The sequence below is a fragment of the Amycolatopsis vastitatis genome (assembly GCF_002234595.1).
Taxonomy (GTDB): Bacteria; Actinomycetota; Actinomycetes; order Mycobacteriales; family Pseudonocardiaceae; genus Amycolatopsis; species Amycolatopsis vastitatis.
The window spans coordinates 18,108-41,099 of the sequence record NZ_NMUL01000011.1; the positions used below are offsets into that span (position 1 = coordinate 18,108).

Consider the following 22,992-nt stretch of genomic DNA (forward strand, 5'->3'; position numbering starts at 1 on the left):
CGTCCTCCCCGAGAGACCCCGGGCACCGCCGTGCCCGGAGAAAGGCCGGAACCACCATGAAGAGATCAACAACGTTGGTGACGATGTTCGTCAGCGCCGTGACCGCGGCGCTGACGACGGCCGCGGTGATCGGGATGCCCGCCTCGGCGCACGACGGGGGCAAGCAGGGTGCGCAGGCGCTCGGCGACCCGGACTACGGCGTCTGCCGCGGCCTCGACACGCGTTGCTACCACGACTGGGACAACTTCGACCTGAGCAAGGGCGTGAAGGTGCTCGTCTACTCGCGCACGGCGGGGCCGCGCCACGCCAACCTGGGGCCGGCGCTCGGCCCGGGCCTGAACCCGCCGCTGACGGCGGCGAACGTCGCGCAGAACGGGCTCGTCGAGCTGGGCAAGAAGAACGGGTTCGCCGTCGACTGGACCGAAGACGTCACCCAGCTCGCCAGCCCGAGCGCGCTGTTCAAGTACAACGCGGTCATCTTCATGAGCACCACGCGCGACGCACTGGACGACGCTGCCCAGACTTCGCTGCGGCAGTACATCCGGGGCGGCGGCGGGTTCGTCGGCATCCACAACGCCTTCGGGACCGAGTACAACTGGCCATGGTACGAAGGCCTGCTGGGCGGCGCGAACTACTACGACCACGGCCCCGCGCAGGCCGGCGTGGTGCAGACGGTGGACCGCAACGACGTGTCCACGAAGAGCCTGCCGAACCGGTGGGCGTTCACCGACGAGTGGTACAACCTGGTGCCGTTCCCGAGCAACGTGCGCGTCCTGGCAAAGGTCGACGAGTCGACCCTCGCGAAGGGCGTGAAGGGTTCGATGGGCCACCCGGGCCACGGGAACGACCACCCGGTGGCCTGGTGCCAGTACTACGACGGCGGCCGGTCGTGGGTGACCACCCTCGGCCACGAGAGCTGGGCGTTCACCAACACGTCCACTTCGGACGGCGCGGCGTACTTCCAGACGCTGATCGCGAACGGCATCAAGTCCGCGGCGGGAGCGGCGCCGTTCTGCCGCTGAACGTCACAACACGAAACCCCCGGCCGGGAATCCCGGCCGGGGGTTCGCCTTGCGGGGTTACAGCCCCAAATAGATCTGCCGGACCAGCGGATCGTGCGCCAGCTCGACGGAGCTGCCCGTCATCGCGATCCGCCCGTTCTCCATGACCACGCACGTCTCCGTGGCCTCGAACGTCAGCTTCGCGTTCTGCTCCACCAGCAGCAGGCCGAGCCCCGACGCCGACAGCCGCTGCAGGATGCCGAGAATTTCCTCCACCAGCTTCGGCGACAGGCCCATCGACGGCTCGTCCAGCAGCATCAGCCGGGGCTCGGACATCAGCGCGCGCCCGATCGCCAGCATCTGCTGCTGGCCCCCGGACAGCGCCCCCGCGAGGCGGTGCTGCATCTCCCCGAGGACCGGGAACATTTCGTAGACCTCGGCCAGCTTCTCCTGCGTCTTGCCTTTCCACGACCGCAGGTACGCGCCGAGCAGCAGGTTCTTCTCCACCGTCAGTCCGGTGAAGACGTGCCGGCCTTCGGGGACGTAGCCGATGCCGTGGCGCACGATGTCCTTCGGCTTCACCTTGGTCAGGTCCCGGTCGCCGAGGCGGAGGGTGCCCACCTTGCGGGGGACCAGCCCCATCAGGGCCTTCAACGTCGACGTCTTGCCCGCGCCGTTGGCTCCGATGATGCCCAGGCAGCGGCCGGCGCCGACGGTGAACGACACGGAGTTGACCGCCTGGACCCCGCCGTAATGCACGGCGAGGTCCTCCACGACCAGATCGCCCGGGTTCATTGCAGTGCCTCCGTCTCCACGGCTTCCACGACCTCCGCCGTGCTGAACGAGTCGCCGAGGTAGGCCTCGATGACCTCCGGCTGGACGGCGACCTCCGCGGGCGTGCCTTCGGCGATCACCCGGCCGCTCGCCAGCACCGTGACCCGGTCGCACAGCGACATGACCAGGCCCATGTTGTGCTCGATCAGCACCACCGTCACGCCACTGTCGCGAATGGACCGCACGATCTCCCGCAGCTGCCCGACCTCCTGGCCGTTGAGGCCCGCGGCGGGCTCGTCCAGCAGCAGCAGGCTGGGCTCGGCTGCCATCGCCCTGGCCAGTTCGACCCGTCGCTGGATGCCGTACGGCAGCGAGCGAGGGGCAGCGTCGGCGAAGTCCGTCAGGCCGAACCGATCCAGCAGCTCCGCCGCGGCTCGCCGCAGCCGCCGTTCGTGCCGCCAGATGCCGATCGGCCAGACCACGTACTGCCAGGCCGAGCGCATCGGTGTGCGGTCGAGGGCGACCAGGAGGTTCTCCTCGACCGTCATCTGCCCGAACAGCCGCAGGTTCTGGAACGTCCGCGACATGCCCTGCCGGGACAGCTGGTGCGGGCGTTGCCCGATCAGCGGCCGCCCGCTGAAGCTCGCGGTCCCGCCGCCGGTGGTGTAGATCCCGCTGATCACGTTGAACAGCGTGGTCTTCCCCGAGCCGTTGGGTCCGACGATGCCGCGGATCTCGCCGGGCGCGACCGACAACGTCACGTCGTCGAGAGCCCGGAGCCCCTTGAACCGCTTGGTGATCCCGGAGATCTCGAGGGAGCCGGAGGCGACCCTCCCGGTGGCCCGCTCGTACGGGCGGAACTCCCGCAACACGCCTGCCTGCCGGCGCCGGCGGCGTTGCACCGCGGCCCGGATCCGCTGGGGGAGACCGGCCAGGCCGGTGGGCGCGAACACGACCATCAGCACCACGACGGTCCCGTAGCCGAGCTGCGCGTAGACGGAGAAGTCGACCAGCGCCTCGCGCACCAGGGAGAGCGCGATCGCGCCGATCACGCAGCCGACGATGCTCTGCCGCCCGCCGATGATGACCATCGCCAGCAGCAGGAACATGTTGGCCACGCTGAACGATTCGGGCGCGATGTAGTGGATCAGCCCGGCGTACAGGACGCCCGCGGCGCCGCCGTAGACGCTGGCGGTGAGGAACGCCGTCATGCGCAGCAGCGACACCGGAGCGCCGACCGAGCCGGCGGCGAGGGAGTCGTCGCGGATCGCCCGCAGCCGCCGGCCGAGCGCGGTGCGGACGAGGAACCCGGCGAACGCGATGGCGAGCCCGAAGACGATCAGCTCGAAGTAGTAGTACAGGTACTCGTTGGTCAGGTCGATGCCGAACAGCGGCGGGGCCGGGATCCCGTTGATGCCCGACGCGCCGCCGGCGATCTGGGCGTTGGTCACCCAGTTGGTGAACGCCAGTGCCAGGCCGAGGGTGACGATGCCGAGGTAGTGCGACTGGACCCGCAGGGCCGGGATGCCGACGAACAGCCCGGCCAGGGCGGTCGCCAGCATCGCGAGCACGGCCGAGACCCAGACACCGAGCCCGGACGACGTCGTGAAGATGGCCAGGGCGTAGGAGCCGATGCCGAAGAAGGCGACCTGGGCGAGGTTGATCTGCCCGGCCACGCCCATCGCGAGCCCCAGGCCGACGGCCAGCAGGGCGAACACCACGGCGATGTTGACGACGTGGATGCCGTAGCCGTCGAGCCCGTAGGGCAGGAACCACGCGGCGACGGCGATCGCGGCGACGGCGATCACCTTGGCCGTGGTGGATCTGTTCCGCAGCAGGGTGCTCATGCCCGGTTCACCGTCCGCTCGCCGAAGAACCCGGTCGGCCGGATCATGATGATGACCGTGAAGGCGAGGAACACCACCAGATCCGAGTAGCCCTGGAACTGCCCGGAGGCGAAGGAGTCGAGCAAGCCGATGGCGAGCCCGCCCACGATCGCGCCGCCGATGTTGCCGAAGCCGCCGAGGATCGCCGCGGCGAACCCCTTGATGCCCAGGGTGCCGCCGAGCGTGGGACTGACGTACAGCAGCGGGCCGACCAGCCCGCCGGCGAGGGCGGCCAGCCCGGCGCCGATCGCGAACGCGATGGCGTTGCTGCGTCCGACGTGGATGCCGACGGCCGTCGCGGCTTCGTGGTCCATGGCCACCGCCTGCATGGCAGCGCCGCGCTTGGTGCGCTGCAGGAACAGCAGGAGCAGCACGGTGGCGACGGCGGCGATGCCGAGCACCACGAGGTTGTAGGTCCGGACGCGCACGCCGAACAGGTCCAGCGGCTCGGTTTCCACGGGCGTGGGAACCGCGTGCCCGGTCGCGCCCCAGATGATGGTGGCCAGCGCCTCCAGGACAACGCCGAAGCCGATCGTGCCGATCAGCATGAGGTCGAAGTCCTTGTTCTCCAAGGGCCGCAGGACTCGCTCCATGACCAGCGCGATGAGCCCGGTGACCACCATGGCGACCACGATGGCGAGGATGAACGGGAGCCGTGAAGACATGTAGAACGTCGAGGCCGCGTACGCGCCGACCATGACCACCTGGCCGTGGGCGAAGTTCACCAGGCCCATGGTGCGGTAGACGATCGAGAAGCCCATCGCGACGAGGGCGTAGACGGCGCCGAAACTGAGCCCGCCGACGAGCGTCTGGAGCAGAACTTGCATAGGGGGTCCTTTCACCGGCGGGGGCCGCGGTTCCGCGCGGCCCCTCGGGGGCGAGTCAGCTGGCGGGCGCCGCGACGAGCTTGCCGCCGGTCATGACACCGATCGCCGTGGCGTGGATGCCGACGCCGGTCTGGTCGAACGTGAAGTTGCCGAGCAGGCCCGGGTACTTCGTGCCGCGGATGGCGTCGGCCAGTTGCTGACCGGTGGCACCGTTGGACGTCTTCAGCGCGGTCAGGAAGATGTTCGTGCCGTCGAAGGCCTTGGCCCCGTGCAGTTCCGCGTCCTCGTTGTAGGCCGTCTTGTAGGCCTGGGCGAACTGGCGGGCCGCGTCGCTGGTCTCGTTGCTGAGGTAGGGGCTGCTGACGACGGTGCCTTCGGCGTTGCTCGCGCCGGCCGTGGTGAGGTACACCGACGTGCCCATCGGGGCGGCACCTGCGATGGTCGCGGTGATGCCCAGCTCGCGGGCCTGCTTGACGATCAGGCCTGCCTCGACCTCCTCGGTCCCGACGAACAGCACCTGCGGGTTCTTCTGCCGGATGGAGGTCAGCGCGGCGCTGAAGTCCTTCTGGTCGGTGGTGACGACCTGGTTGTCGACCGGGGTGACCCCGCGGCCGGCCAGTGCCTTGCCGAACGCGTCGTGCTCGCCCTTGCCGTACGAGCCGTTGTTCGTGATGAACGCGATGTTCTTCTGGCCCTTCTGGTCAACCAGGTACTTCGCGAGCGTCTCGTCGTAGGTCGTGCTCGTCGGCCCGTTCAAGAACTGGAACGGGCTCTTGACCGCGATGATGGCCGGCGACTGCCCGGAGGTGATGCTCGGGATCTTCGCCTGCTGCAGGACCGGCGACATCGCCACGGTGACCGCGCTTTCGGCGGTGCCGATCATCGCGATGTAGCCCTCGCTGGAGATCTTGCGCGCCAGGTTGGTGCCGACGGTGGGGTCGCCGGCGTCGTCGAAGACGTCGAGCTGGACCTTGCGGCCGTTCACCCCGCCCTTGGCGTTCCACTGGTCGACGGCCAGCTTCGCGCCCTTGTACTCCCACGCACCCAGCGAGCTGAGCTGGCCGCTCTGCGCGTTGACCACCGCGATCTTGATCGGGCCGCTGGTGTCCGAGGGGGACGACGACGAGCTGCCGGGCGCGTTGCAGGCCGCCGCGGCGCCCGCGGCCAGCAGGGTCATCGAGGCGAGCAGTCGTCTGATTCCGGGTCGGTGCATGGGGGACACTCCGTTGTCTGCGGTGGCGGGGGTCATTCGAAGACGCCTTGGTAGATGTCGTTGATGTTCCAATGGCCGGGAGTCGGGACCGGCTCGTTGACCATGGGGACGTCGAGCACGGCGGGGCGCCGGTTCGCGATCGCCTCGCGCAGGGCGGCGGCGAGGTCCTCGGGGCGTTCGACGGTGTAGCCGTCGGCGCCGCAGGAGCGGCCGAAGGCCGCGAAGTCGGGGGAGAAGGGGTTGCCGTCCTGGTCGCGGAACTCGCAGCCGAAGCTCTGGCCGAAGTTGTGGGCCTGCAGGTCCGCGATGGTGCCGTGGGCCCGGTTGTTCATCACGACGAACAGCACGGGCAACCCCTGCTCGACGGCCAGCGGCACGGCGGGAAGCTGGGCACTCATCCCGCCGTCGCCGACGAGCGCGACGACGACGCGATCCGGCTGGGCCAGCTGCACGCCGACCGCGGCCGCCGGGCCGAAGCCCATCGTGGACGCGCCGCCCGGAGTGATGAACCGGCCCTCCTCGGGCAGCTCGTAGCACTGGGCGACGCCGTTCTTGTTCCAGCCGACGTCGGTGACGAGCACGGCGTCGGCGGGGAGCGTCGTGCGCAGATCCTCGAGGATCCGCTCGGGGCGAAGCGGGAAGTCGGTGCTGCGGCCGCGTTCCTGGCTCGCCGAGAAGAGGTCCGCGCGGACCGAGCCGATCTGCGCGCGGACGTCGGCTCGCTCGACGGGCTCGGCTACCAGGTCCTTGACGGCGGCGGTGATGGCCGGCACGGCGTGGTTCACGTCGGCGACCGCGCCGATCTCGACGGGGTAGTTGCGGCCGATCTCGGCGGCGTCGAGGTCGATCTGGATCAGCCGGCCGGGCGGGAACGCCCAGGTGTACTCGGAGTTCCACGAGCTGGCGTCGGTCTCGGCGAACCGGGTCGCGAGCGCGAGGACTACGTCGGCCTTGCGGGTGTACTCGTTGGTCAGCTCGAGGCCCCAGAACCCGGTCATGCCCATGACGAGCGGGTGGCGGTCGGGAAGGGTGCCCTTGGCCATCAGGGAGTGGGCCACCGGGATGTCGAGGTACTCGACGAGTTCGCGCAGCGCGGCCCGTCCTTCCGGCGAACGGAGGCCGCCGCCGACGTACACGAGCGGGCGTTCGGCGCCGGCCAGCGCCTGCGCGATCCGATGGGCGTCGGCGGCGGACAGCGCGGGCTTCGCCGTGTGCGCGACGAGCGGGTACTCGACGAGCGGGACCGCACGCGAGAAGTGGTCCATTGGGACGCTGAGCAGGACGGCGCCCGGCCGGCCCGAGGTCGCCGTCCAGAACGCGCGCTCGGTGAACCGGGCGAGGTCCTCGGCGCGGTGCACCTGCCACGCGCGCTTGACGAAGGGGCGGTAGATGGCGGTCTGGTCGGCGTCGGCGTGCAGGTTGACTTCCTGGTGCGGGTGCCGGCCGTGGTAGTACGACGGGATGTCCCCGGAGATCGTGATCAGCGGCACCGAGTCGAACGCCGCGGTGGCCACGCCGGTGACCGCGTTCATCATGCCGGGCCCGACGTGGACCAGCAGGACGCCGGGCTTGCCGGTGGCGCGGGCGTAGCCGTCGGCGGCGTGGGCGGCGGCCTGCTCGTGCCTGGCCATGACGAACTTGATGCGGCTGCGGCCCAGCGCGTCCAGGAACGCGATGTTGGTGTGCCCGCACAGGCCGAACACGTACTCGACGCCGTAGGACTCCAGCTGGCGGACGAGCGCCTCGGCGGCGGTGATGGTCGGGGCGGGGTGGCTCATCGAAGTCGAACTCCTCTCCTCGCTCGGCGTTCCGGTCACTGCTCGCCCCAGATGGACAGGTTGCGCAGCACGAGGGTCTTGACGACGGTGTAGTCGTCGATCATGGGCGCGGGGGACTCGCGGCCGAAGCCGGAGTCCTTGACCCCGCCGAAGGGCACGTGGTCGAGGCGGAAGTTCGACGAGCCGTTGACGATCAGCCCGCCGACCTGCAGTTCGCGCCACGCGGTGAAGATCGCGCCGATGTCCTGCGTGAAGATTCCGGCCTGCAGGCCGAACCGGCTGGTGTTGCACGACGCGATGACCGTGTCGAGGTCGTCGAACGGCAGCACGGCCACCAGGGCGCCGAACACCTCCTCGACGACGACGGTGGCGTCCGGCGAGGGGTCGGCGACGATGGTGGGCAGCAGCGTGGCTCCGTCGCGGGTACCGCCCAGCAGGACCCGCGCGCCTCCGGCTGCCGCTTCGGAGGTCCACTTTTCGACGCGGGCCGCGGCTTCGTCGTCGACCATCGAGCCGACGTCGGTGGCCTCGTCCAGGGGGTCGCCGACCCGCAACCCCTCGACCTCGGTGCGGAACGCGGTGAGGAAGTCCTCGAACCGGCTGCGGTGCACGTAGACCCGCTGGACGGAGATGCAGCTCTGGCCGGAGTTGCTGTAGCCGGTGCGGGCGCAGGTCTTGGCGGCGAGAGCGATGTCGGCGTCCGCGCACACGAGCGTCGCGGCGTTTCCGCCGAGTTCCAGCACCAGCCGTTTGGCACCGGCCGCGCGGGCGACCGCGTTGCCGGTCTCGGCACTGCCGGTGAAGCTGATGACGGCGACTTCGCGGGCCGCGCACAGGGCTGCGCCGACGTCACCGCCGCCGTGCAGCAGCTGCACCGCTTCCGGTGGCATGCCCGCTTCCAGCAGCAGCGCCACCACGGCCGCGGTCGTGGCCGGCGCCTGGGGCGGAGCTTTCACCAGCGTGGTGTTGCCGGCGGCGAACGAGGCGCCGAGCTTGTGGGCCAGGAGGTTCGCCGGGGCGTTGAACGGGGTGATCGCCAGGGCCACCCCGGCCGGCGCGCGGTAGGTCAGGGCGGTGTTGCCGACCCCGCGTTGCCAGCCGGCGACCGGCAGGTTCTCCCCGCCGATGTGCCGGGTTTCGGCGGCGCAGACGGCGAAGGTGTCCGCGACGCGGTCGAGCTCGCCCCGTCCGTCCTTGAGGGGCTTCCCGAGTTCGAGGGCGATCAGCCGGGCGATGTCGTCCCGGTGGTCTTCGGCCAGCCGTGAGGCGCGCTCCAGGATCGCCGCACGGGTGGCCGGGGCCAGACGCGCGACGGCGGGCGTGGACGCGGCGGCGTGGCGGACCGCGCGGGCGATCTGGGCCTCGTCCGCGGTGATCGACGTGGACACCACTTTTCGCTGGTAGGGGCCGATGCGCTCGGCGACCGAGCCCTCGCGGGACCACTGCCCGGCGATGAACGCGGCGGCCTCGACCGAGGTTTCGGATTTTGCGGCTTCGAGGATCTGCTCCAGCACCGCCACACTCCCTTGTGAACCATTAAACGGCACTTCTGGACCGCTCTGCGGACTCCGTGTAACGTACGGTCAGCTGCCTACCGGTGGCAAGAGCGGGATCTGAAACTGTTGCGAACTGGTCCACCGGCCGGGGACCCGCAATGCGACGAAGGGTGTGCAGAGATGAAGGCTGACGGGGCCGAGGAGCGCGAGGGCTCGTCCGGTGAGGGGGGTGTCCGGAGCGTGCAGCGCGCGCTGGACATCCTGGGGTTGCTGACCGACGAGCGGCCCGCCGTCACGATCTCCGACATCGTGAAGGCGACGGGTCTCGCGAAGACGACGGCGATCCGGCTGGCGCAGACGCTGGAGCTCAACGGGTTGCTGTGGTCGACCGGCAAGGGCTACATGGCCGGCCCCGGGCTGTGGCGGTGGGCGCACCTCGCGCGGCAGAGCTGGGAACTGCCGCCGGAGATGATGCAGCTGATGCGCGAACTCGGCGGCCGGCAGCGGGAGACGGTGAACCTCTACGTCCGGCGGGACATGTACCGGGTTTGCGTTGCCCAGCAGGAAAGCCCGCAGCCGCTGCGGCACGTCGTGCGCGTCGGTGACGAACTCCCGTTGTGGGGCGGCGCCTCGTCGAAAGTCTTGCTCCGCGACGCTTCTCCTGCTTTGCTGAAGAGGATCGCGCGCAGTTCCCCGGCCGGTGCCGACTACGCCGACAGTATCCACAAAGGACTGATCGAGGCGGCGGACCAGGGGTACGCGGTGAGTCACGGCGAACGCGAAGCGGGTCTGTCGGCCGTGGCGGTCCCCGTGCTCGGCAAGAACGGTGCTGTCGCTGCCGCGTTGTCGTTGAGCGGTCCCACCGTCCGGTTCTCCGAGGACCGGATCGCCGAGTTCGTGGCCGACCTCACCGAGTCCGCAACGCGGATGAGCGAGCGGGGATTCGACCATCCGTTCGCCGGCTGACTCCGGCCGGGCTCGTCGCCAGGTGCAAGGAGAGGGAATGACGAAACGACCGCTTCGCGGGATCCGGGTGCTCGACCTGACCAATGTCCTCGCCGGACCGTACTGCAGCTACCAGCTGATGCTGTTCGGCGCCGAGGTGGTCAAGGTCGAGCTGCCGGGCTCGGGCGACCTTGCCCGGAACCTGGGACCGGACGCGGCCCTGAACCGGGCCGGCATCGGCACGTCGTTCCTGGCGCAGAACGCCGGCAAGAAGTCGATCGAGATCGACCTCAAGGACACCGGTCAGCGAGAACTCTTCCAGGATCTCGTCCGCGGCGCGGACGTCGTCCTCGAGAACTACCGCGCCGGGGTGCTCGACCGGCTCGGCTTCGGCTGGGAAAGCCTGCGCGCGCTGAACTCCGGACTGGTGTACTGCGCCATTTCCGGTTTCGGCCAAAGCGGACCGATGAGCCAGGCCCCGGCCTACGACCAGATCATCCAAGGCCTCTCGGGCATGATGAGCGTGACCGGCACGCCGGAAACGGCACCCCTGCGGGTGGGGTTCCCGGTCTCCGACACCATCGGCGGGCTGATGGCGGCGCTGGCCATTTCGGCTGCTTTGGTCGGCCGGGACCGCACCGGTGAAGGGTCCTTTTTGGACCTGTCGATGCTCGAGGCGTCCATTTCCGCGATGGGCTGGGCGGTTTCGAACTACGTCATCAGCGGCGTCCCGCCGGTCCCGATGGGGCGCGACAACGCGACGGCGGCGCCCTCGGGCACGTTCTTCGCCGCGGACGGCCCGCTGAACATCGCGGCGAACCGGCAGGAGCAGTTCGTCACCCTGTGCTCGCTGGTCGGGCGGCCCGAACTGACCACCGACCCCCGCTTCGCCGACCGCGAAGACCGCAAGGCCCACCGCGCGGACCTCGACGCCGAGCTGAACAAGGCCCTGGGCGCGCGGTCCGCGCTCGAATGGGAGCAGCTGCTGTCCGCCGCGGGGGTGCCGGCGGCCCGGATTCTCACCGTGCCCCAGGCGATCGAGTCCGAACAGCTCGCCCACCGCGGGTTCTTCACCGAGCTGCCGTTCCCCGGCGAGGCGGATCGCACCCTGCGCGCCAGCGGCAACGGCGTCCTCCTCGACGGCGAGCCGCTTCGGCCGAGCGCGCGGCCGCCGTTGCTCGGCGAGCACAACGACGAAGCCGTGCTGCTGGCCCGCCGGTGGAACGACGAGCCGCCCATCCCGCGACCCGCTCCGGAACGGTCGTTCGCGCCCGTGGACAAGGACTGACATGGACGCCGGAACGACTGCCGCGGCCGACTGGTGGGCCAACGCGATCTGCCGCATGGAACCGGGCGTGGTCGAACTGCGCGGAATCCCGGTGCAGGAGCTGATCGGCTCCCACGGGTTCGTCGCCACGATCTGGCTGATGGTGCGGGGAACGAGCCCGTCGCCCCGGGAAGCGGCGTTGCTCGAAGCCGCGATGGTCGCGTCGGTCGACCACGGTCCGCAAGCGCCGTCCATCGCGATCGCGCGGATGACGGCGACCTGCGGAGTGGGCCTGAACAACGCGATGGCGTCCGGGGTCAACGCGCTGGGCGACTCCCACGGCGGCGCCGGGCAACAGTGCGTCGAGCTGCTGTCGGCGATCGTCTCCCGCGAAGAGGCCGGAGAATCCCTCGAAGCCGCAACTGAAGCCGTCGTGACGGACTTCCGGAAGCACAGCCGCTACCTGCCCGGCTTCGGTCACCGCTTCCACCCGCGTGACCCACGCCGTGATCCCCTGCTGGGGCTGGTGGACGAGGCCGTCGCCGAGGGTGTCGTGGCGGGGAACCACCTGCGCGCGGCGCGTGCGGTGGAGGAACTGCTGAACAAGGGCCGGGCCAAGCCGATCCCGATGAACATCGACGGCGCCACCGCGGTGATCTACGCCGAGCTCGGGTTTCCGCCACCGCTCGCGCGAGGGTTGTTCGTGCTCAGCCGCAGCGTCGGGATCCTGGCCCACGCCTGGGAGGAGACGACGCAGGGCCGGCGGAACAAGGGCCCGGTGCCGACGTCGATCCTGCCGACCGTGCTGCCGGTCCAGGCGTGACCGACCACCCGGTCGATCTGCTCGTCCTCGGCTCCGGCGCGGCCGGCCTCGCGGCGGCCGTCGCCGGGGCCGCCGAGGGACTTTCGGTGCTGGTGCTGGAGAAGACGGAGTGGCTCGGCGGCACGAGCGCCTACTCGGCCGGAACGTCGTGGATCCCGGGCCACCGGCACCAGCCCGACCCGGCCGCCGACCTCGCGGAGGCTCGCCGGTACCTCGACGCGCTCGTCGGCGACCGGGCGCCACGTGAACTGCGGGAGTCCTACCTGCGCCACGGGCCCGAGGCGATCGAGTACTTCGAACGGCTCGGCCTCCGATTCTGGCATTCGGCACACGTCGTCGACTACCACCCGGACCTGCCGGGATCGGGGGTCGGCCGGGCGCTGGAACCGCACACGTTCGACGCGCGGCGGCTCGCCCACTTCGGCCGCGTTCGATGGCCGATCCCGGAGTTCGCGTTGTTCGGCGGGACGCTCATGGTCCGCCGGCGCGAGGCCGACCGGCTGCTGAAGGTGTTCGACGGCTCGGTACGCGCGACGGCACTGGCCCTCCGCCTCGGCGCGAGGTGGGTGGTCGACCGTCTCCGCCACCCTCGCGGGACGCGCCTGACGATGGGCAACGCGCTCGTCGCCGCCCTCTACGACCAGCTGACGCGCCGCTCCGGGGGCGTCTGGTTCACCGCGCGGACGACCGAGCTGACGACCGATGCCCCGGGTCGGGTGACGGGTGCGGTCGTGTCCCACCGAGGGCGGCTGGTGCAAGTGACGGCCCGCCGCGGTGTCGTCCTCGCCGGCGGCGGGTTCCCGGCGAATCCGGACCTGCGCGCCGAGCACCTGCCGTCGCCGACGCCGCAGTTCACGCCGGCCGCCGAGGGCGCCACGGGTGACACGATCGCGTTGGCCAGGTCGGTGGGCGGCGTCCTGGCCGAGCCGCGCGACGACAACGCGTTGTGGTTCCCGAGCTCCCTGGGCCGCCGGAAGGACGGCTCCACGGCCGTGTTCCCGCACATCTGGGACCGCGCCAAGCCCGGCATCGTGGCCGTCGACGCGGCCGGTCGGCGGTTCGTCGACGAGTCGGTGTCCTACCACCGGTTCGTCCGGGCGATGTACGCCGCGGACGCGATCCCCGCGTGGTTGGTCCTCGACGCTCGGACGCTGAGGCGGTACGGGCTGGGTATGATCCGACCGCATGCACGCCGGGCCGTGCTCCGCCGGTACCGCGACCAGGGATATCTGCACACCGCTGACACTTTCGAGGATCTGGCGATGAGGACCGGAGTCGATGCGGCCGGTCTCAAAAGGACGATCGCCGCAACGAACCGTTCCGCACGCACCGGCATCGACGAGGAGTTCGGCAAGGGGGAGAGTCCGTACGGCCGCCAGTACGGCGATCCGGCTCACCGTCCGCACGTGAACTTGGGTTCGATCGAACAGCCGCCGTTCTCCGCCATCGAGGTGGTCCCGACTCCCTTGGCGACCGCGCTGGGCCTCTGCACCAGCCCTGACGCCGAAGTCCTCAGTGCGAGCGGTGACCCGGTCCGAGGGCTCTACGCCTGTGGCAACGACGCGTCGTCGATGACCGCCTCGGAGTACCCGGGCGCGGGGTGTCAGATCGGAGCGGGATTGGTGTTCGGCTATCTGGCCGCGCAGCACGCCCGCGAACTTCCCGGCGACCGCCGGCGCGGCTGACCCCGTGAGACCAGACGCCGGAAGAGGCCGTCAGGGCCGGGTTGTTGCCGGGCTGACCGCGTTGAGGTGGCGCCGGGTGGCCGCGAGGGCGAGGCGGGCGTGTTCACTCGCGCCGACCTGGGCGACGAGCATGGCGCGGGGGATCTCCAATGTGTAAGGAATTCCGAGTGGGAGAGCGGCGAGGATGCCGGGCACGTCGAGCCCGCCCTCACCGGGGAACAGGCGCTCGAAGCGGGCGGTGTAGATCAGTCCGGCGGTCGTGGCGGGGATTTCGCCGGGCGCGTCGCAGACGTGGGCGAAGTGGAACCACTCACGCGGTAGCTCGCGGAGTTCGTCGATGCTGGAGCCGGAGCGGGCGAAGTGCAGTACGTCGATCAGGAGGCCGGCGTTGGGCCGGTCGGCGGCGCGCAGGACGCGGACGGCCTCGGTGAGGTCGCCGGTTTCGGTCCAGGACGGGAACTCCAGGTCGAGGGTCAGCCCGAGCGGGCGGGCCAGGTCGCACAGTTCGGTGAAGTGGTCGACCTTGCGGACCGGGTCGGGGTCGGGCAGTTGCGTGATGACGTGCCGCGCGCCCAGTTCGGCGCCGGCTTCGAGGACGCGCCGGAAGTCGCGTGGCTCGTCGGTGGGGCCGATCCGGGCGAGCTCGATGTCGAGGACCTCGATCCCCGTGGCCGCCAGGCGTGCCTTCGTCGCGCGCATGAGCGCGGGATCGGTGGCCAGCGGGTAGTGCGGTTCCTCCCGGGTCACCCGGGTCAGGCGCAGGCCGACGTAGCGATAGCCGGCGTTCGCCGCCGCGGCCACGAGTTCGGGCGGGGACAGGCTCAGCGCGGTCAGGTGGGCCAGGGAGTAGTCGTGCCCGTGGTCGTGCGCGTCCGCCGTCTCCCGGAGGGCGTTCAGCCGGCTGCGGCGGTGCGCGGCCATGCGCACGGGGGTGTTGGCCGCGCCGTACCCGGCGTAGTCGTCGACGCGTTGCACCACTTCGAAGAACACTCGTGAGCCGACGATCTCGGTGTAGAAGTGGAGGTACTCGCCGTGCTCGTCGCGGTCGTAGAGCACCGATTGCGCGCGCAGGGTGGCGAGCAGCTCGGCCGGCAGGGCGAGGCGGGCGTCGAGGTCGTCGTAGTAGTTGTCCGGGATGCGCAGCACGCTTCCGCCGGCGGCCCTCGCGGCGGCGAAGATGTCGCCGGTGGTGAACGCGACGTGCTGGGGGTTGGGGACCGCGGGCGCCCAGTCGCCCCGGCGCAGCGATGCGGTGTTGAGGGTGATCCGGACGTGGTGGGCCGGATCGCTCGCCGCCCGGCTGCGGATCAGCCCGAACGGCGCGGTCAGCTCGACGGTGCGATCCGGTTCGAGCCCGAGCACCGATCGGTAGAACAGCGAGCTCTGGTCGAAGTCGTCAACCGACTCGGTGAGGGACACGTGGTCGGTACCGGTCAGCAGGGCCGGCGGGATCGCGTTGCCGGTGGGGACGAAGTCGTCCGGCCAGCTGTCGTTGCGGCAGAAGAAGATCTCCATGCCGTCGGGCGCGGCCACCGAGGACAGGTCCGCCTCTTCGGGCCGGCGGACGCGGGGCAGCACGGGTGCCAGGAGGCGTTCGGCACGCCGGGCCGAACCGGCTGGGTCGCTGCTTTCCAGTGCCAGTGCGGAAATCATCGCCGTCCCCGGGGCGACCGTCCGTTGTGACCCGTGGTTCAGCAGGATCCTGGCCTCGCCCTGCTGCCACAGCTGGACGGGTTTGGAGCGGTGCTGCCCGGTGTGGGTGAACCCGAGCCTCGTCAGCGTGTGCGCCATCGCCGGGCCCGACACCTCGTCCACGGTGAGCTCGGTGAACACGTGCCCGCCGAGCAGGGACGCCGGCGGAAGGCCGCTCATCACGACCGACTCCTGCATGGCGAGCAGCGAGCGCATCGCGTCGACGGCCGCGTGCCACGGGTCGGTCTGGCGGTAGACGTCGTTGAACACCTCGAGCGACAGCGGGCCCTCGTAGCCGGTCGCGAGCACGTGGCCGGCGAAACCGGCGAGGTCGAACGAACCCTGCCCGGGGAACGACCGGTGATGCCGGCTCCACTCCCGCACGTCCATGACGAGGTGCGGGGCGTCCGCGAGCTGCAGGTGGAAGATCTTCTCCGCGGGCACGACGCGGATTCCCGCGGGATCGCCGCCGCGGGAGAGCACGTGGAAGCTGTCCAGGCAAAGACCCAGCGAGGGGTGGCCGGCGCGGCGCACGATCCGCCAGGCGTGCTGGTAGGTGTTGACGAACCGGCCCCAGGCCAAGGCCTCGTAGGCGATCCGCAGCCCGCGGGCCGCGGCCCGGTCGGCGAGCAGGTGCAGCTGTTCCGCGGCGAGGTCGTCGTCGTCCACCGCGTCGGGTGAGGTGGACGAGCAAACCAGCAAGGTGTCCGTGCCCAGTTGCTCCAGCACGTCGAACTTCCGCTCGGCGCGGCGGAGATTGGTGGCGAGCACGTCAGGTGGGACGGCCTCGAAGTCGTGGAACGGCTGGTACAGGTCGATCGACAGGCCGAGCCGGGCGCATTCTTCGCGTACCCGGCTCGGTGACCACGAGGACGCCACGAGGTCCTGTTCGAAGACTTCGATGCTGCGGAATCCCGCCGCCGCGGCGGCGGACAGCTTGTCGTCGAGGGTGCCGGACAGGCAGGCCGTCGCGATGCCGAGGCGTCGTCGCGTTCCGGCGGTGCCGGCGGTGCTGAATTCGGGAGACGAGGTCGCGCCGCGGCGCTCAACGGCGAGCATGGGCAGCCACCCTTCCTTGCCTGGCTTCCTGGCCGGTGAACACGACGGTGTTGACCTCGCCCAGCGCCGCCGTGTCGGGGGAGAGGGCATCGAGGTGGGCCGGCCCGAGCTTCCCGGCTTCACGCTCGTGCAGGGGCGGGCTCAGCGAGGTGCCGATACCCGAACCGATGAGCCTGATGAGGAAACGGCCGTCTCGAGCGGTCACGCGGCCTCCTTGCCCGTGAACGTACTAGGTAGTTACATATACGCTCCGGCGCCGGAATAGGGAAGGGCGTGGCGGCGGTAAGCGCTTAATCCTTTGCGAGCAAGGAGGTCCGGCGGTCTGGCCGCCCCGGCCTCGTGCGCCTGGGCGACGCTCGCCGGCGTCGTCCAGGACGGCCTCCCGGTGCATTGAGGCGATCGGGTGTATTGCGCCCGTGTCGGACTTCGTCCTATTGTTCGTCCCGTGAGTCGGTTCACTAGGTCCATCTAGCGGACCTTCATCGAGTCGGGAGAGGCGGCGCCTCGACCGCCGGACGGAAGTCAGTCATCGCTGCCATCGTCGGCGTGGCAGCGACCTTCCGCCGTGCGGACGGGGTACCGGCGTTCTGTGTCCACAAAGGATCTTCCGGCGAGCCCTTCACCCGCACGTTCACTACCCGGGGGCGAGTACTTCGTCGGCGCTCCAGCCGGCTCCTGGTCCAGCGGCGAGATCGAGGTGTTCCGAAGTGCGCGTTTTCCTTGTCACCGCGGCTCTTCTGGCCGGACTGGTGACGGGTCCGGCCGCGGCCACCCCAGCGGCGCCGGCGAGCCCGCCGGCCGGCCCGGTGGCCGTGCCTTCGCCGGTGGTCACCGGCCCGATCCCGGCGAAGGCGCCACCCGGCGACCCTTCCCGCGACTACCCCTTCTTCGCCACCGACCAGAACCTCCGGGCGTACGGGTACGTCGAAGAGGAGTACTTCGTCGATGGCACCGCCAACCGCTACACGACCCCGGACGGCGCCACCGGCACGGTCGTCGACGGCGGGCACGGGTACCGGACGAGAATCGTGGTCCGGCGCCCGATCTCGCCGAAGAAGTTCAATGGCACCGCCGTTGTCGAGTGGTACAACGTGACCAACACGTTCGACTACGAGGTCGTGTGGAGCCGCTCGTTCCGGCACCTGCTGGAAGCCGGCTACGTCTGGGTCGGCGTCAGTGCCCAGGGCACGGGCGTCCACTCCCCACGCGGGCTCAAGGCATGGAGTCCCGGCCGGTACGGCTCGCTCGACCTGACCGACGGCGGCACGGTCACCGACGACGCGCTGTCCTACGACGTGTTCAGCCAGGCCGCCCAAGCCCTGCGGCATCCACGCGGCGCGAACCCGGTGCCGGGACTCGACGTGCGGACGGTGATCGCGACCGGCCAGTCGCAGTCGGCGTCGCGGCTGACCACGTACGCGAACTCCGTCCACCCGATCGCACCGGTGTACGACGCCATCGCGATCGTCGACGGCGGTGGCCCGGTACGGACCGACCTGACCACGAAGGTGTTCAAGACGGCCGGCGAGTACGACGTGCTCGCCGGCCAGGCCGCTCGCCGACAGCCCGACACCGGCCGTTTCGTCTACTGGGAGATCGCGGGCGCGTCCCACTCCGACCGGCACGCCTACCTGGTGAACAACCCGATCCGGCTCCGCGACGCGGGAGTGTCGGGCCTGCCGGCCGGGCCGACCGCGCCCTGTGTGGCGCCGGCCCGCAGCAACGTGCCCTACGAATACGTGCTCGACGCGATGTTCGACCACATCGCCGGCTGGGTCGCCCGCGGCACCCGGCCACCCGCCGCGCCACGGATCGAGGTGACCGACACCTCGACCAGGCCGGCCACGGCCAACCGGGACGACTACCAGATCATCAAGGGCGGCATCCGGCTCGCCGCGGTCGCCGCGCCGACCGAACGCAACACGGGCTGGAACACCGGCCTCACGCCCGACCGTGACAGCGCCTGCGCGCAGGGCGGCACCTGGATCCCGTTCGACGGCACCACCTTGCGTGAGCTCTACCCGACCCATGCGCAGTACGTCCGCGCGGTCCGCCAGGTCACGAACCAGAACGTCCGCGACGGCTTCCTCGTCCAGGCCGACGCCGACGCCACCATCCGCGCCGCCGAAAGGGCTGATGTGCCATGAGCCGCCGCAAGTACGGCATCGTGCTGGCGATCCTGCTCGGAGTCGCCGGCGTCACGACGACGGCGGCCGCGGCGGGACCGGCCGGTCCGGTCGATCTGGTCGGTCCTATTCCGGCCACCGCCACGTCCCACCCGTTCAACACGTCCACTGTGGACCTGGCCGGGCACGGGTACGTCGAGCAGGAGTTCTTCGTGCGGGGGAGGGCCAACGTCTACGACTACGACGCGGCTGGCCGGGTCGTGGTCACCAGGAGCGGTGCCTCGTACGAGAACCGGATCATCGTGCGCCGCCCGGCGGACCGGCGCGACTTCAACGGCACGGTCGTGGTCGAGCTGATGAACATGACCAACCGCTGGGATCTCGACCGCATGTGGCTGACCTCGCACGACCAGTACCTGCGCGACGGGACCGCCTACGTCGGTGTCACCAGCGCACCGACCACAGTGGACGCGCTGCGGGCGTTCGACCCGCAACGTTACGCGGCGCTGTCCTGGGCCGATCCCACGCCACCGGGTCAGCGGTGCACCGGTACGGCGCTGAATTCCACCGCCACCACCGAGGGCGGCCTGATCTGGGACATCTTCACCCAGGTCGGCGCCGCGCTGAAAGCCCGAGGCCGGGCCAACCCGATCAGCGGCTTCGACGTGCGGAAGGTGTACGCCACCGGTTATTCGCAGTCCGGCGCCTACCTGATCCGGTACCTCAACGCCATTCACCCGCGAGCGCAGGTCTACGACGGGTTCCTGATCGGAGCCGCCGCGGGCGGACCCCGCCCGCTCGGCAAGTGCTCGGCACCCGTTCCGGTCGCCGACCCCCGCAACATCGTGCGTCCGACGGCGCAACCGGTGATCCGGGTCCAGACCGAGACCGACTTCTACTCCGACGGCGGCTTCTCCCGCCGCCCGGACGCCGACTCGCGCGACGACCGGTACCGGCTCTACGAGGTGCCCGGGTCCGCTCACGCGTACTCGTACACGGCCAGCTTCGCCCCATCGCCGGAGGACCTGGCCAAAGCCGGGTTCACCTACAACTACTACAACTGCACCGATCCCGGCCTGAGCACGGACTTCCCGGTGCACTACCTGTTCAACGCCGCACAGGCGCAGCTGGATCGCTGGGCCCGGCGCGGAACCCCGCCACCGCGGGCGGACCGGATCCAGGTCGACGTCACCGGCCGGACCGTGACCGACCGGTTCGGCAACGCGCTCGGCGGTGTCCGCACCCCGTGGCTCGATGTCCCGGTCGCGACTTACTACCCGACGAGCAGTCCCGCGACGACCTGCGGCCTGCAGGGTCATCGGCTTCCCTTCGACCCGGCGCGGCTGAAGCTCGTCTATCCCGACCACGGGGCGTACGCCCGCCCGTTCATCGCCGAGACCGAACGCCTCGTCGACCAGGGCTGGCTGACGCGTCCGGACGCCGACGCGGTCATCAACGCGGCAGCGAACTCCAGCGTCCCCGGCTGACAGCGGTACTTGACAAGCTCGCGAGCGCCCTTCAGTCTCTCTAATTAACCGTACGGTACATACCTAACCGGTTAGTTCATTGGACTGTAAGGGTGCATCCGCGGAGGAGAACGACGTGACTGATCGTCCGGACGGCGCAGTGGGCGCCCCGCCCGCGGGCAAGCCCGCCAAGGCGGCCTTGGCCGCGTGGATCGGCAGCGCGCTCGAGTACTACGACTTCTTCATCTACGGCACGGCGGCGGCGCTGGTCTTCAACAAGATCTTCTTCCCGGCCTCGTCGCCGGCCACCGGCACGCTGCTGGCGCTGTCGACCTTCGGCGTCGGCTACGTGTCGCGGCCGCTCGGCGCGCTGCTGCTGGGGCACCTCGGTGACAAGTTCGGCCGCAAGCGCGTCCTGCTGGCCACCCTGCTGCTGATGGGGCTCTCCACCGTGCTCGTCGGCTGCCTGCCGAGCTACGGCTCGGTGGGTGTGGCCGCGCCGATCCTGCTGGTCGTGCTGCGGTTGCTGCAGGGCTTGTCCGCTGGCGGTGAGCAGGCCAGCGCGAACTCCATGAGCCTCGAGCACGCCCCCGAACACCGGCGTGCCTACTACACGAGCTTCACCCTCAGCGGCACCCAAGCCGGCCAGATCCTGGCCACGGCCGTCTTCCTGCCGGTGGCCGCGCTGCCGCAGGAGGAGTTGCTGTCCTGGGGCTGGCGGGTGCCGTTCTGGCTCAGCGCGGTCGTGGTGCTGGTGGGCTACTACATCCGCCGTTCACTGGAAGAGACGCCGGTGTTCCAGGAGGAGGTCGCGAGCGGAGAGGTCGCGAAGCTCCCCTTGGCCGTCCTGTTGCGGGACCATTGGGCCGACGTCCTGCGCGTGGTCGTGGCCGCGTTGATCGCTTCGGTGAGCACGATCTTCACCGTCTACGCGCTCAGCTACGCCGTGAACACGGTCGGGCTGAGCAGGACGCCCATGCTGTGGGTCGGTGTACTGGCCAATGTCGCCGCCGTGATCACGATCCCGCTGTGGGCGAAGTTCTCCGATCGCTTCGGCCGCAAGCGGATCTTCATCGCGGGATCACTGGGCTGCGCGATCCTGATCTTCGCGTACCTCGGTGCCATCGCGGCCGGCAGCTATCTGTGGATCTTCGTCGTCGGCATCGGGATGTTCGGGATCGTCTACACCGCCACGAGTGCCGTGTGGCCGTCGTTCTACGGCGAGATGTTCCCCGCCCGGGTGCGCTTGTCGGGTACCGCGATCGGGACCCAGATCGGGTTCGCGATCAGCGGTTTCCTCCCCAGCATCGCGGTCGGGGTCACCGGGACGGGCCGGGGCGCGTGGCTGGGCGTCGCCGTCTTCACCGCCGCGCTGTGCCTGGTGAACGTGATCGCTGTGGCCACCGGGAAGGAGACCTACCGGGTGCCGACCGCGCAGCTGGGACTCAAGGAGCCGGCGCCGGATCGGAGCGAGGCCGGCGTCCCGCGGTGAGCGCGTTCGAGGTCTACGCCCTGTGCTACGGCCGGCGGACGGGGTACCGCGGCGAACACTTTCTCGGCTACGGCGGAGATTCCGCGGACCCCCACCCGACCGCCTACTACATCTGGCTCGCGGTGTCGCCGGAGCACACGGTGGTCGTCGACGCCGGTATCCGCGCGGAGCGGGCTCGCGAAGTGTCCGGATTGGACTACGTCGAACCCGCCCGGCTGCTCACCGGGTTCGGCGTCGCCCCGGAGACGGTCGATCACGTCGTCCTGACGCACTTGCACTACGACCACTGCGGCGCGGTGGCCGGCTTTCCCGGCGCGCGGTTCAAGGTCCAACAGTCCGAACTGGACTACTGGACCGGGCCGTGGGCGAAGCGGATCGAGCGAGAACGGTGGCTGCTCGACGAAGCAGCCGTCGAGCACGTGCGGGCCGGGGCGGTCGACCTGGTCGACGGCGACGCCGAGGTCGTGCCCGGCTTGAGTGTCCACCTGGTCGGCGGGCACACCGCCGGGATGCAGGTCGTCCGCGTCGAAACCGCCGTCGGCGCGGTCGTGCTGGCTTCGGACGCCAGTCACTTCCACGAGAACATCCAGGACGACCGCCCGGCGCCGCTGCTGCACTCGATGACCGGGGTGTACGGCGCCTTCGACCGCGTCAAGGAGCTGGCCGGCGCCGGCCTGATCATCCCGGGCCACGACCCGGAAGTGCTCGCGCGGTACGCCGGTCGCCGGCCGGACAGTGCGGATCGCGTGAGGTCAGCGCGTCGTCAGGTAGCTGACGAGCATGTCGGCGACCATGCGCCGATGATGGTCGCGGAGGGCGGGGTCGAGCATGTCGCGGTCGAAGATGGCGTTGAACGTGTGGCGGTTCGCGATGCGGAACACGCAGAACGCGCTGATGGCCATGTGCACGTCGAGCGCGTCGAGATCGTCGCGGAACTGCCCGGCTTCCCGGCCGCGCGCGAGGATGCGGGTGAGCACGTCGAGGGCCGGGTTGGCCAGGTTGGACAGCGCGGTGGACCGGGCGATGTGCTCGGCGCGGTGGATGTTCTCGATGCTGACCAGCCGCACGAAGTCCGGGTGGGACTCGTGGTGGTCGAAGGTGAGCCCGGCGAGCTGCCGGATCGCCTCGGCGGGGTCGAGGTGGTCGACGTCGAGGTTCTGCTCGAGGGAGCGGATGACCGTGTAGGCCCGTTCGAGCACCTCGACGAACAGCTGGTCCTTGTTGGTGAAGTAGTAGTAGATCATCCGCTTGGTGGTGCGGGTCTTCGCGGCGATCTCGTCCACCCGGGCGCCGTCGAAGCCTTTTTCGGCGAACTCGCGGGCGGCGGTGTCCAGGATCTCGGTGCGGGTCCGGTCGGCGTCGCGGATGCGTTCGGGTCCGCTGTTCGCCACTTCGTCGGACGTCGGTGCTGCCACGGATTTCCTTCCTCGTTTCAGCTGATGTGCCCACTGTAGGACGTCGC

The 22,992-nt window shown here is 70.2% G+C and carries 17 protein-coding genes and 2 pseudogenes; 9 read left to right on the forward strand and 10 right to left on the reverse strand.

Features of this window, described 5'->3' with window-relative positions:
• Positions 1 to 56: 56 nt before the first annotated feature.
• A complete protein-coding gene (locus CF165_RS13785; protein WP_093947902.1) occupies positions 57 to 1,022 on the forward strand; it encodes a ThuA domain-containing protein in 966 nt (321 codons plus the stop codon).
• A 57-nt stretch (positions 1,023 to 1,079) separates the two neighbouring features.
• Here CF165_RS13785 and CF165_RS13790 read toward each other — a convergent pair whose 3' ends face one another.
• Genes CF165_RS13790 through CF165_RS13815 form a run of 6 tightly spaced genes read right to left on the reverse strand, consistent with a single transcriptional unit; the run spans position 1,080 to position 8,993 of the window.
• On the reverse strand, positions 1,080 to 1,796 hold the full coding sequence (locus CF165_RS13790; protein WP_093947903.1) for an ABC transporter ATP-binding protein: 717 nt from the start codon (positions 1,794 to 1,796) through the stop codon (positions 1,080 to 1,082).
• Positions 1,793 to 3,622, reverse strand: a complete 1,830-nt coding sequence (locus tag CF165_RS13795; RefSeq protein ID WP_093947904.1) for a branched-chain amino acid ABC transporter ATP-binding protein/permease — start codon at positions 3,620 to 3,622, stop codon at positions 1,793 to 1,795. Before CF165_RS13795 ends, CF165_RS13790 begins: the two co-directional genes overlap by 4 nt.
• Positions 3,619 to 4,488 carry a branched-chain amino acid ABC transporter permease gene (locus tag CF165_RS13800; RefSeq protein WP_093947905.1) on the reverse strand — a complete coding sequence of 290 codons (870 nt, stop codon included), beginning with the start codon at positions 4,486 to 4,488 and terminating at the stop codon, positions 3,619 to 3,621. Before CF165_RS13800 ends, CF165_RS13795 begins: the two co-directional genes overlap by 4 nt.
• A gap of 55 nt (positions 4,489 to 4,543) precedes the next feature.
• Positions 4,544 to 5,701 (reverse strand): ABC transporter substrate-binding protein, encoded by a 1,158-nt coding sequence (locus CF165_RS13805; protein ID WP_158226780.1) that lies wholly within the window; start codon positions 5,699 to 5,701, stop codon positions 4,544 to 4,546.
• A 32-nt stretch (positions 5,702 to 5,733) separates the two neighbouring features.
• Positions 5,734 to 7,479, reverse strand: a complete 1,746-nt coding sequence (locus tag CF165_RS13810; RefSeq protein WP_093947907.1) for a thiamine pyrophosphate-binding protein — start codon at positions 7,477 to 7,479, stop codon at positions 5,734 to 5,736.
• Between the two features lie 35 nt (positions 7,480 to 7,514).
• On the reverse strand, positions 7,515 to 8,993 hold the full coding sequence (locus CF165_RS13815; RefSeq protein WP_158226781.1) for an aldehyde dehydrogenase family protein: 1,479 nt from the start codon (positions 8,991 to 8,993) through the stop codon (positions 7,515 to 7,517).
• A gap of 162 nt (positions 8,994 to 9,155) precedes the next feature.
• On the opposite strand from CF165_RS13815, the gene CF165_RS13820 reads away from it, so the two are divergent.
• Genes CF165_RS13820 through CF165_RS13835 form a run of 4 tightly spaced genes read left to right on the forward strand, consistent with a single transcriptional unit; the run spans position 9,156 to position 13,695 of the window.
• Positions 9,156 to 9,941, forward strand: coding sequence for an IclR family transcriptional regulator (locus CF165_RS13820; RefSeq protein WP_093947909.1), 786 nt, complete (start codon positions 9,156 to 9,158; stop codon positions 9,939 to 9,941).
• 37 nt (positions 9,942 to 9,978) lie between these two features.
• Complete coding sequence (locus CF165_RS13825; protein WP_093947910.1) at positions 9,979 to 11,208, forward strand: CaiB/BaiF CoA transferase family protein; 1,230 nt, start codon at positions 9,979 to 9,981, stop codon at positions 11,206 to 11,208.
• A 1-nt stretch (position 11,209) separates the two neighbouring features.
• Positions 11,210 to 12,010: a citryl-CoA lyase gene (locus tag CF165_RS13830; RefSeq protein ID WP_093947911.1), complete on the forward strand. Its 801-nt coding sequence runs from the start codon at positions 11,210 to 11,212 to the stop codon at positions 12,008 to 12,010.
• Positions 12,007 to 13,695, forward strand: coding sequence for an FAD-dependent oxidoreductase (locus CF165_RS13835; protein WP_093947912.1), 1,689 nt, complete (start codon positions 12,007 to 12,009; stop codon positions 13,693 to 13,695). The genes CF165_RS13830 and CF165_RS13835 overlap by 4 nt, the downstream gene beginning before the upstream one ends.
• A 30-nt stretch (positions 13,696 to 13,725) precedes the next feature.
• Here CF165_RS13835 and CF165_RS52580 read toward each other — a convergent pair whose 3' ends face one another.
• From CF165_RS52580 to CF165_RS13845, 3 genes and pseudogenes are all read right to left on the reverse strand, one after another.
• On the reverse strand, positions 13,726 to 14,616 hold the full coding sequence (locus CF165_RS52580) for a sugar phosphate isomerase/epimerase family protein (protein WP_240521589.1): 891 nt from the start codon (positions 14,614 to 14,616) through the stop codon (positions 13,726 to 13,728).
• Positions 14,590 to 16,362: pseudogene (locus tag CF165_RS52585) on the reverse strand (bifunctional sugar phosphate isomerase/epimerase/4-hydroxyphenylpyruvate dioxygenase family protein); the annotation flags it as partial. The pseudogene CF165_RS52585 and the gene CF165_RS52580, both read right to left, overlap by 27 nt.
• A gap of 70 nt (positions 16,363 to 16,432) precedes the next feature.
• Positions 16,433 to 16,651 carry a hypothetical protein gene (locus tag CF165_RS13845; protein WP_093947914.1) on the reverse strand — a complete coding sequence of 73 codons (219 nt, stop codon included), beginning with the start codon at positions 16,649 to 16,651 and terminating at the stop codon, positions 16,433 to 16,435.
• A gap of 502 nt (positions 16,652 to 17,153) precedes the next feature.
• On the opposite strand from CF165_RS13845, the gene CF165_RS13850 reads away from it, so the two are divergent.
• The 4 genes and pseudogenes from CF165_RS13850 to CF165_RS13865 form a co-directional block, all read left to right on the forward strand.
• Entirely contained in the window at positions 17,154 to 18,593 is a 1,440-nt protein-coding gene (locus CF165_RS13850; RefSeq protein WP_093947915.1) for an alpha/beta hydrolase domain-containing protein, read from the forward strand.
• Positions 18,590 to 20,059 carry an alpha/beta hydrolase domain-containing protein gene (locus CF165_RS13855; protein ID WP_093947916.1) on the forward strand — a complete coding sequence of 490 codons (1,470 nt, stop codon included), beginning with the start codon at positions 18,590 to 18,592 and terminating at the stop codon, positions 20,057 to 20,059. Before CF165_RS13850 ends, CF165_RS13855 begins: the two co-directional genes overlap by 4 nt.
• A gap of 115 nt (positions 20,060 to 20,174) precedes the next feature.
• A complete protein-coding gene (locus tag CF165_RS13860; RefSeq protein ID WP_240521582.1) occupies positions 20,175 to 21,530 on the forward strand; it encodes an MFS transporter in 1,356 nt (451 codons plus the stop codon).
• A 140-nt stretch (positions 21,531 to 21,670) separates the two neighbouring features.
• Positions 21,671 to 22,162, forward strand: a pseudogene (locus tag CF165_RS13865) (MBL fold metallo-hydrolase); the annotation flags it as partial.
• A 120-nt stretch (positions 22,163 to 22,282) separates the two neighbouring features.
• Here the strand turns inward: CF165_RS13865 and CF165_RS13870 are convergent.
• The gene (locus CF165_RS13870; RefSeq protein ID WP_093947918.1) at positions 22,283 to 22,945 is read right to left on the reverse strand and encodes a TetR/AcrR family transcriptional regulator; all 663 of its coding nucleotides are present in this window, start codon (positions 22,943 to 22,945) and stop codon (positions 22,283 to 22,285) included.
• Between the last annotated feature and the right edge of the window lie 47 nt (positions 22,946 to 22,992).

Coding starts and splice junctions, on each gene's coding strand:
- CF165_RS13785 (WP_093947902.1), top strand. CDS start 57: ATGAAGAGATCAACAACGTTGGTGACGATGTTCGTCAGCGCCGTGACC.
- CF165_RS13790 (WP_093947903.1), bottom strand. CDS start 1,796: ATGAACCCGGGCGATCTGGTCGTGGAGGACCTCGCCGTGCATTACGGC.
- CF165_RS13795 (WP_093947904.1), bottom strand. CDS start 3,622: ATGAGCACCCTGCTGCGGAACAGATCCACCACGGCCAAGGTGATCGCC.
- CF165_RS13800 (WP_093947905.1), bottom strand. CDS start 4,488: ATGCAAGTTCTGCTCCAGACGCTCGTCGGCGGGCTCAGTTTCGGCGCC.
- CF165_RS13805 (WP_158226780.1), bottom strand. CDS start 5,701: ATGCACCGACCCGGAATCAGACGACTGCTCGCCTCGATGACCCTGCTG.
- CF165_RS13810 (WP_093947907.1), bottom strand. CDS start 7,479: ATGAGCCACCCCGCCCCGACCATCACCGCCGCCGAGGCGCTCGTCCGC.
- CF165_RS13820 (WP_093947909.1), top strand. CDS start 9,156: ATGAAGGCTGACGGGGCCGAGGAGCGCGAGGGCTCGTCCGGTGAGGGG.
- CF165_RS13825 (WP_093947910.1), top strand. CDS start 9,979: ATGACGAAACGACCGCTTCGCGGGATCCGGGTGCTCGACCTGACCAAT.
- CF165_RS13830 (WP_093947911.1), top strand. CDS start 11,210: ATGGACGCCGGAACGACTGCCGCGGCCGACTGGTGGGCCAACGCGATC.
- CF165_RS52580 (WP_240521589.1), bottom strand. CDS start 14,616: ATGGCCGCGCACCGCCGCAGCCGGCTGAACGCCCTCCGGGAGACGGCG.
- CF165_RS13855 (WP_093947916.1), top strand. CDS start 18,590: ATGAGCCGCCGCAAGTACGGCATCGTGCTGGCGATCCTGCTCGGAGTC.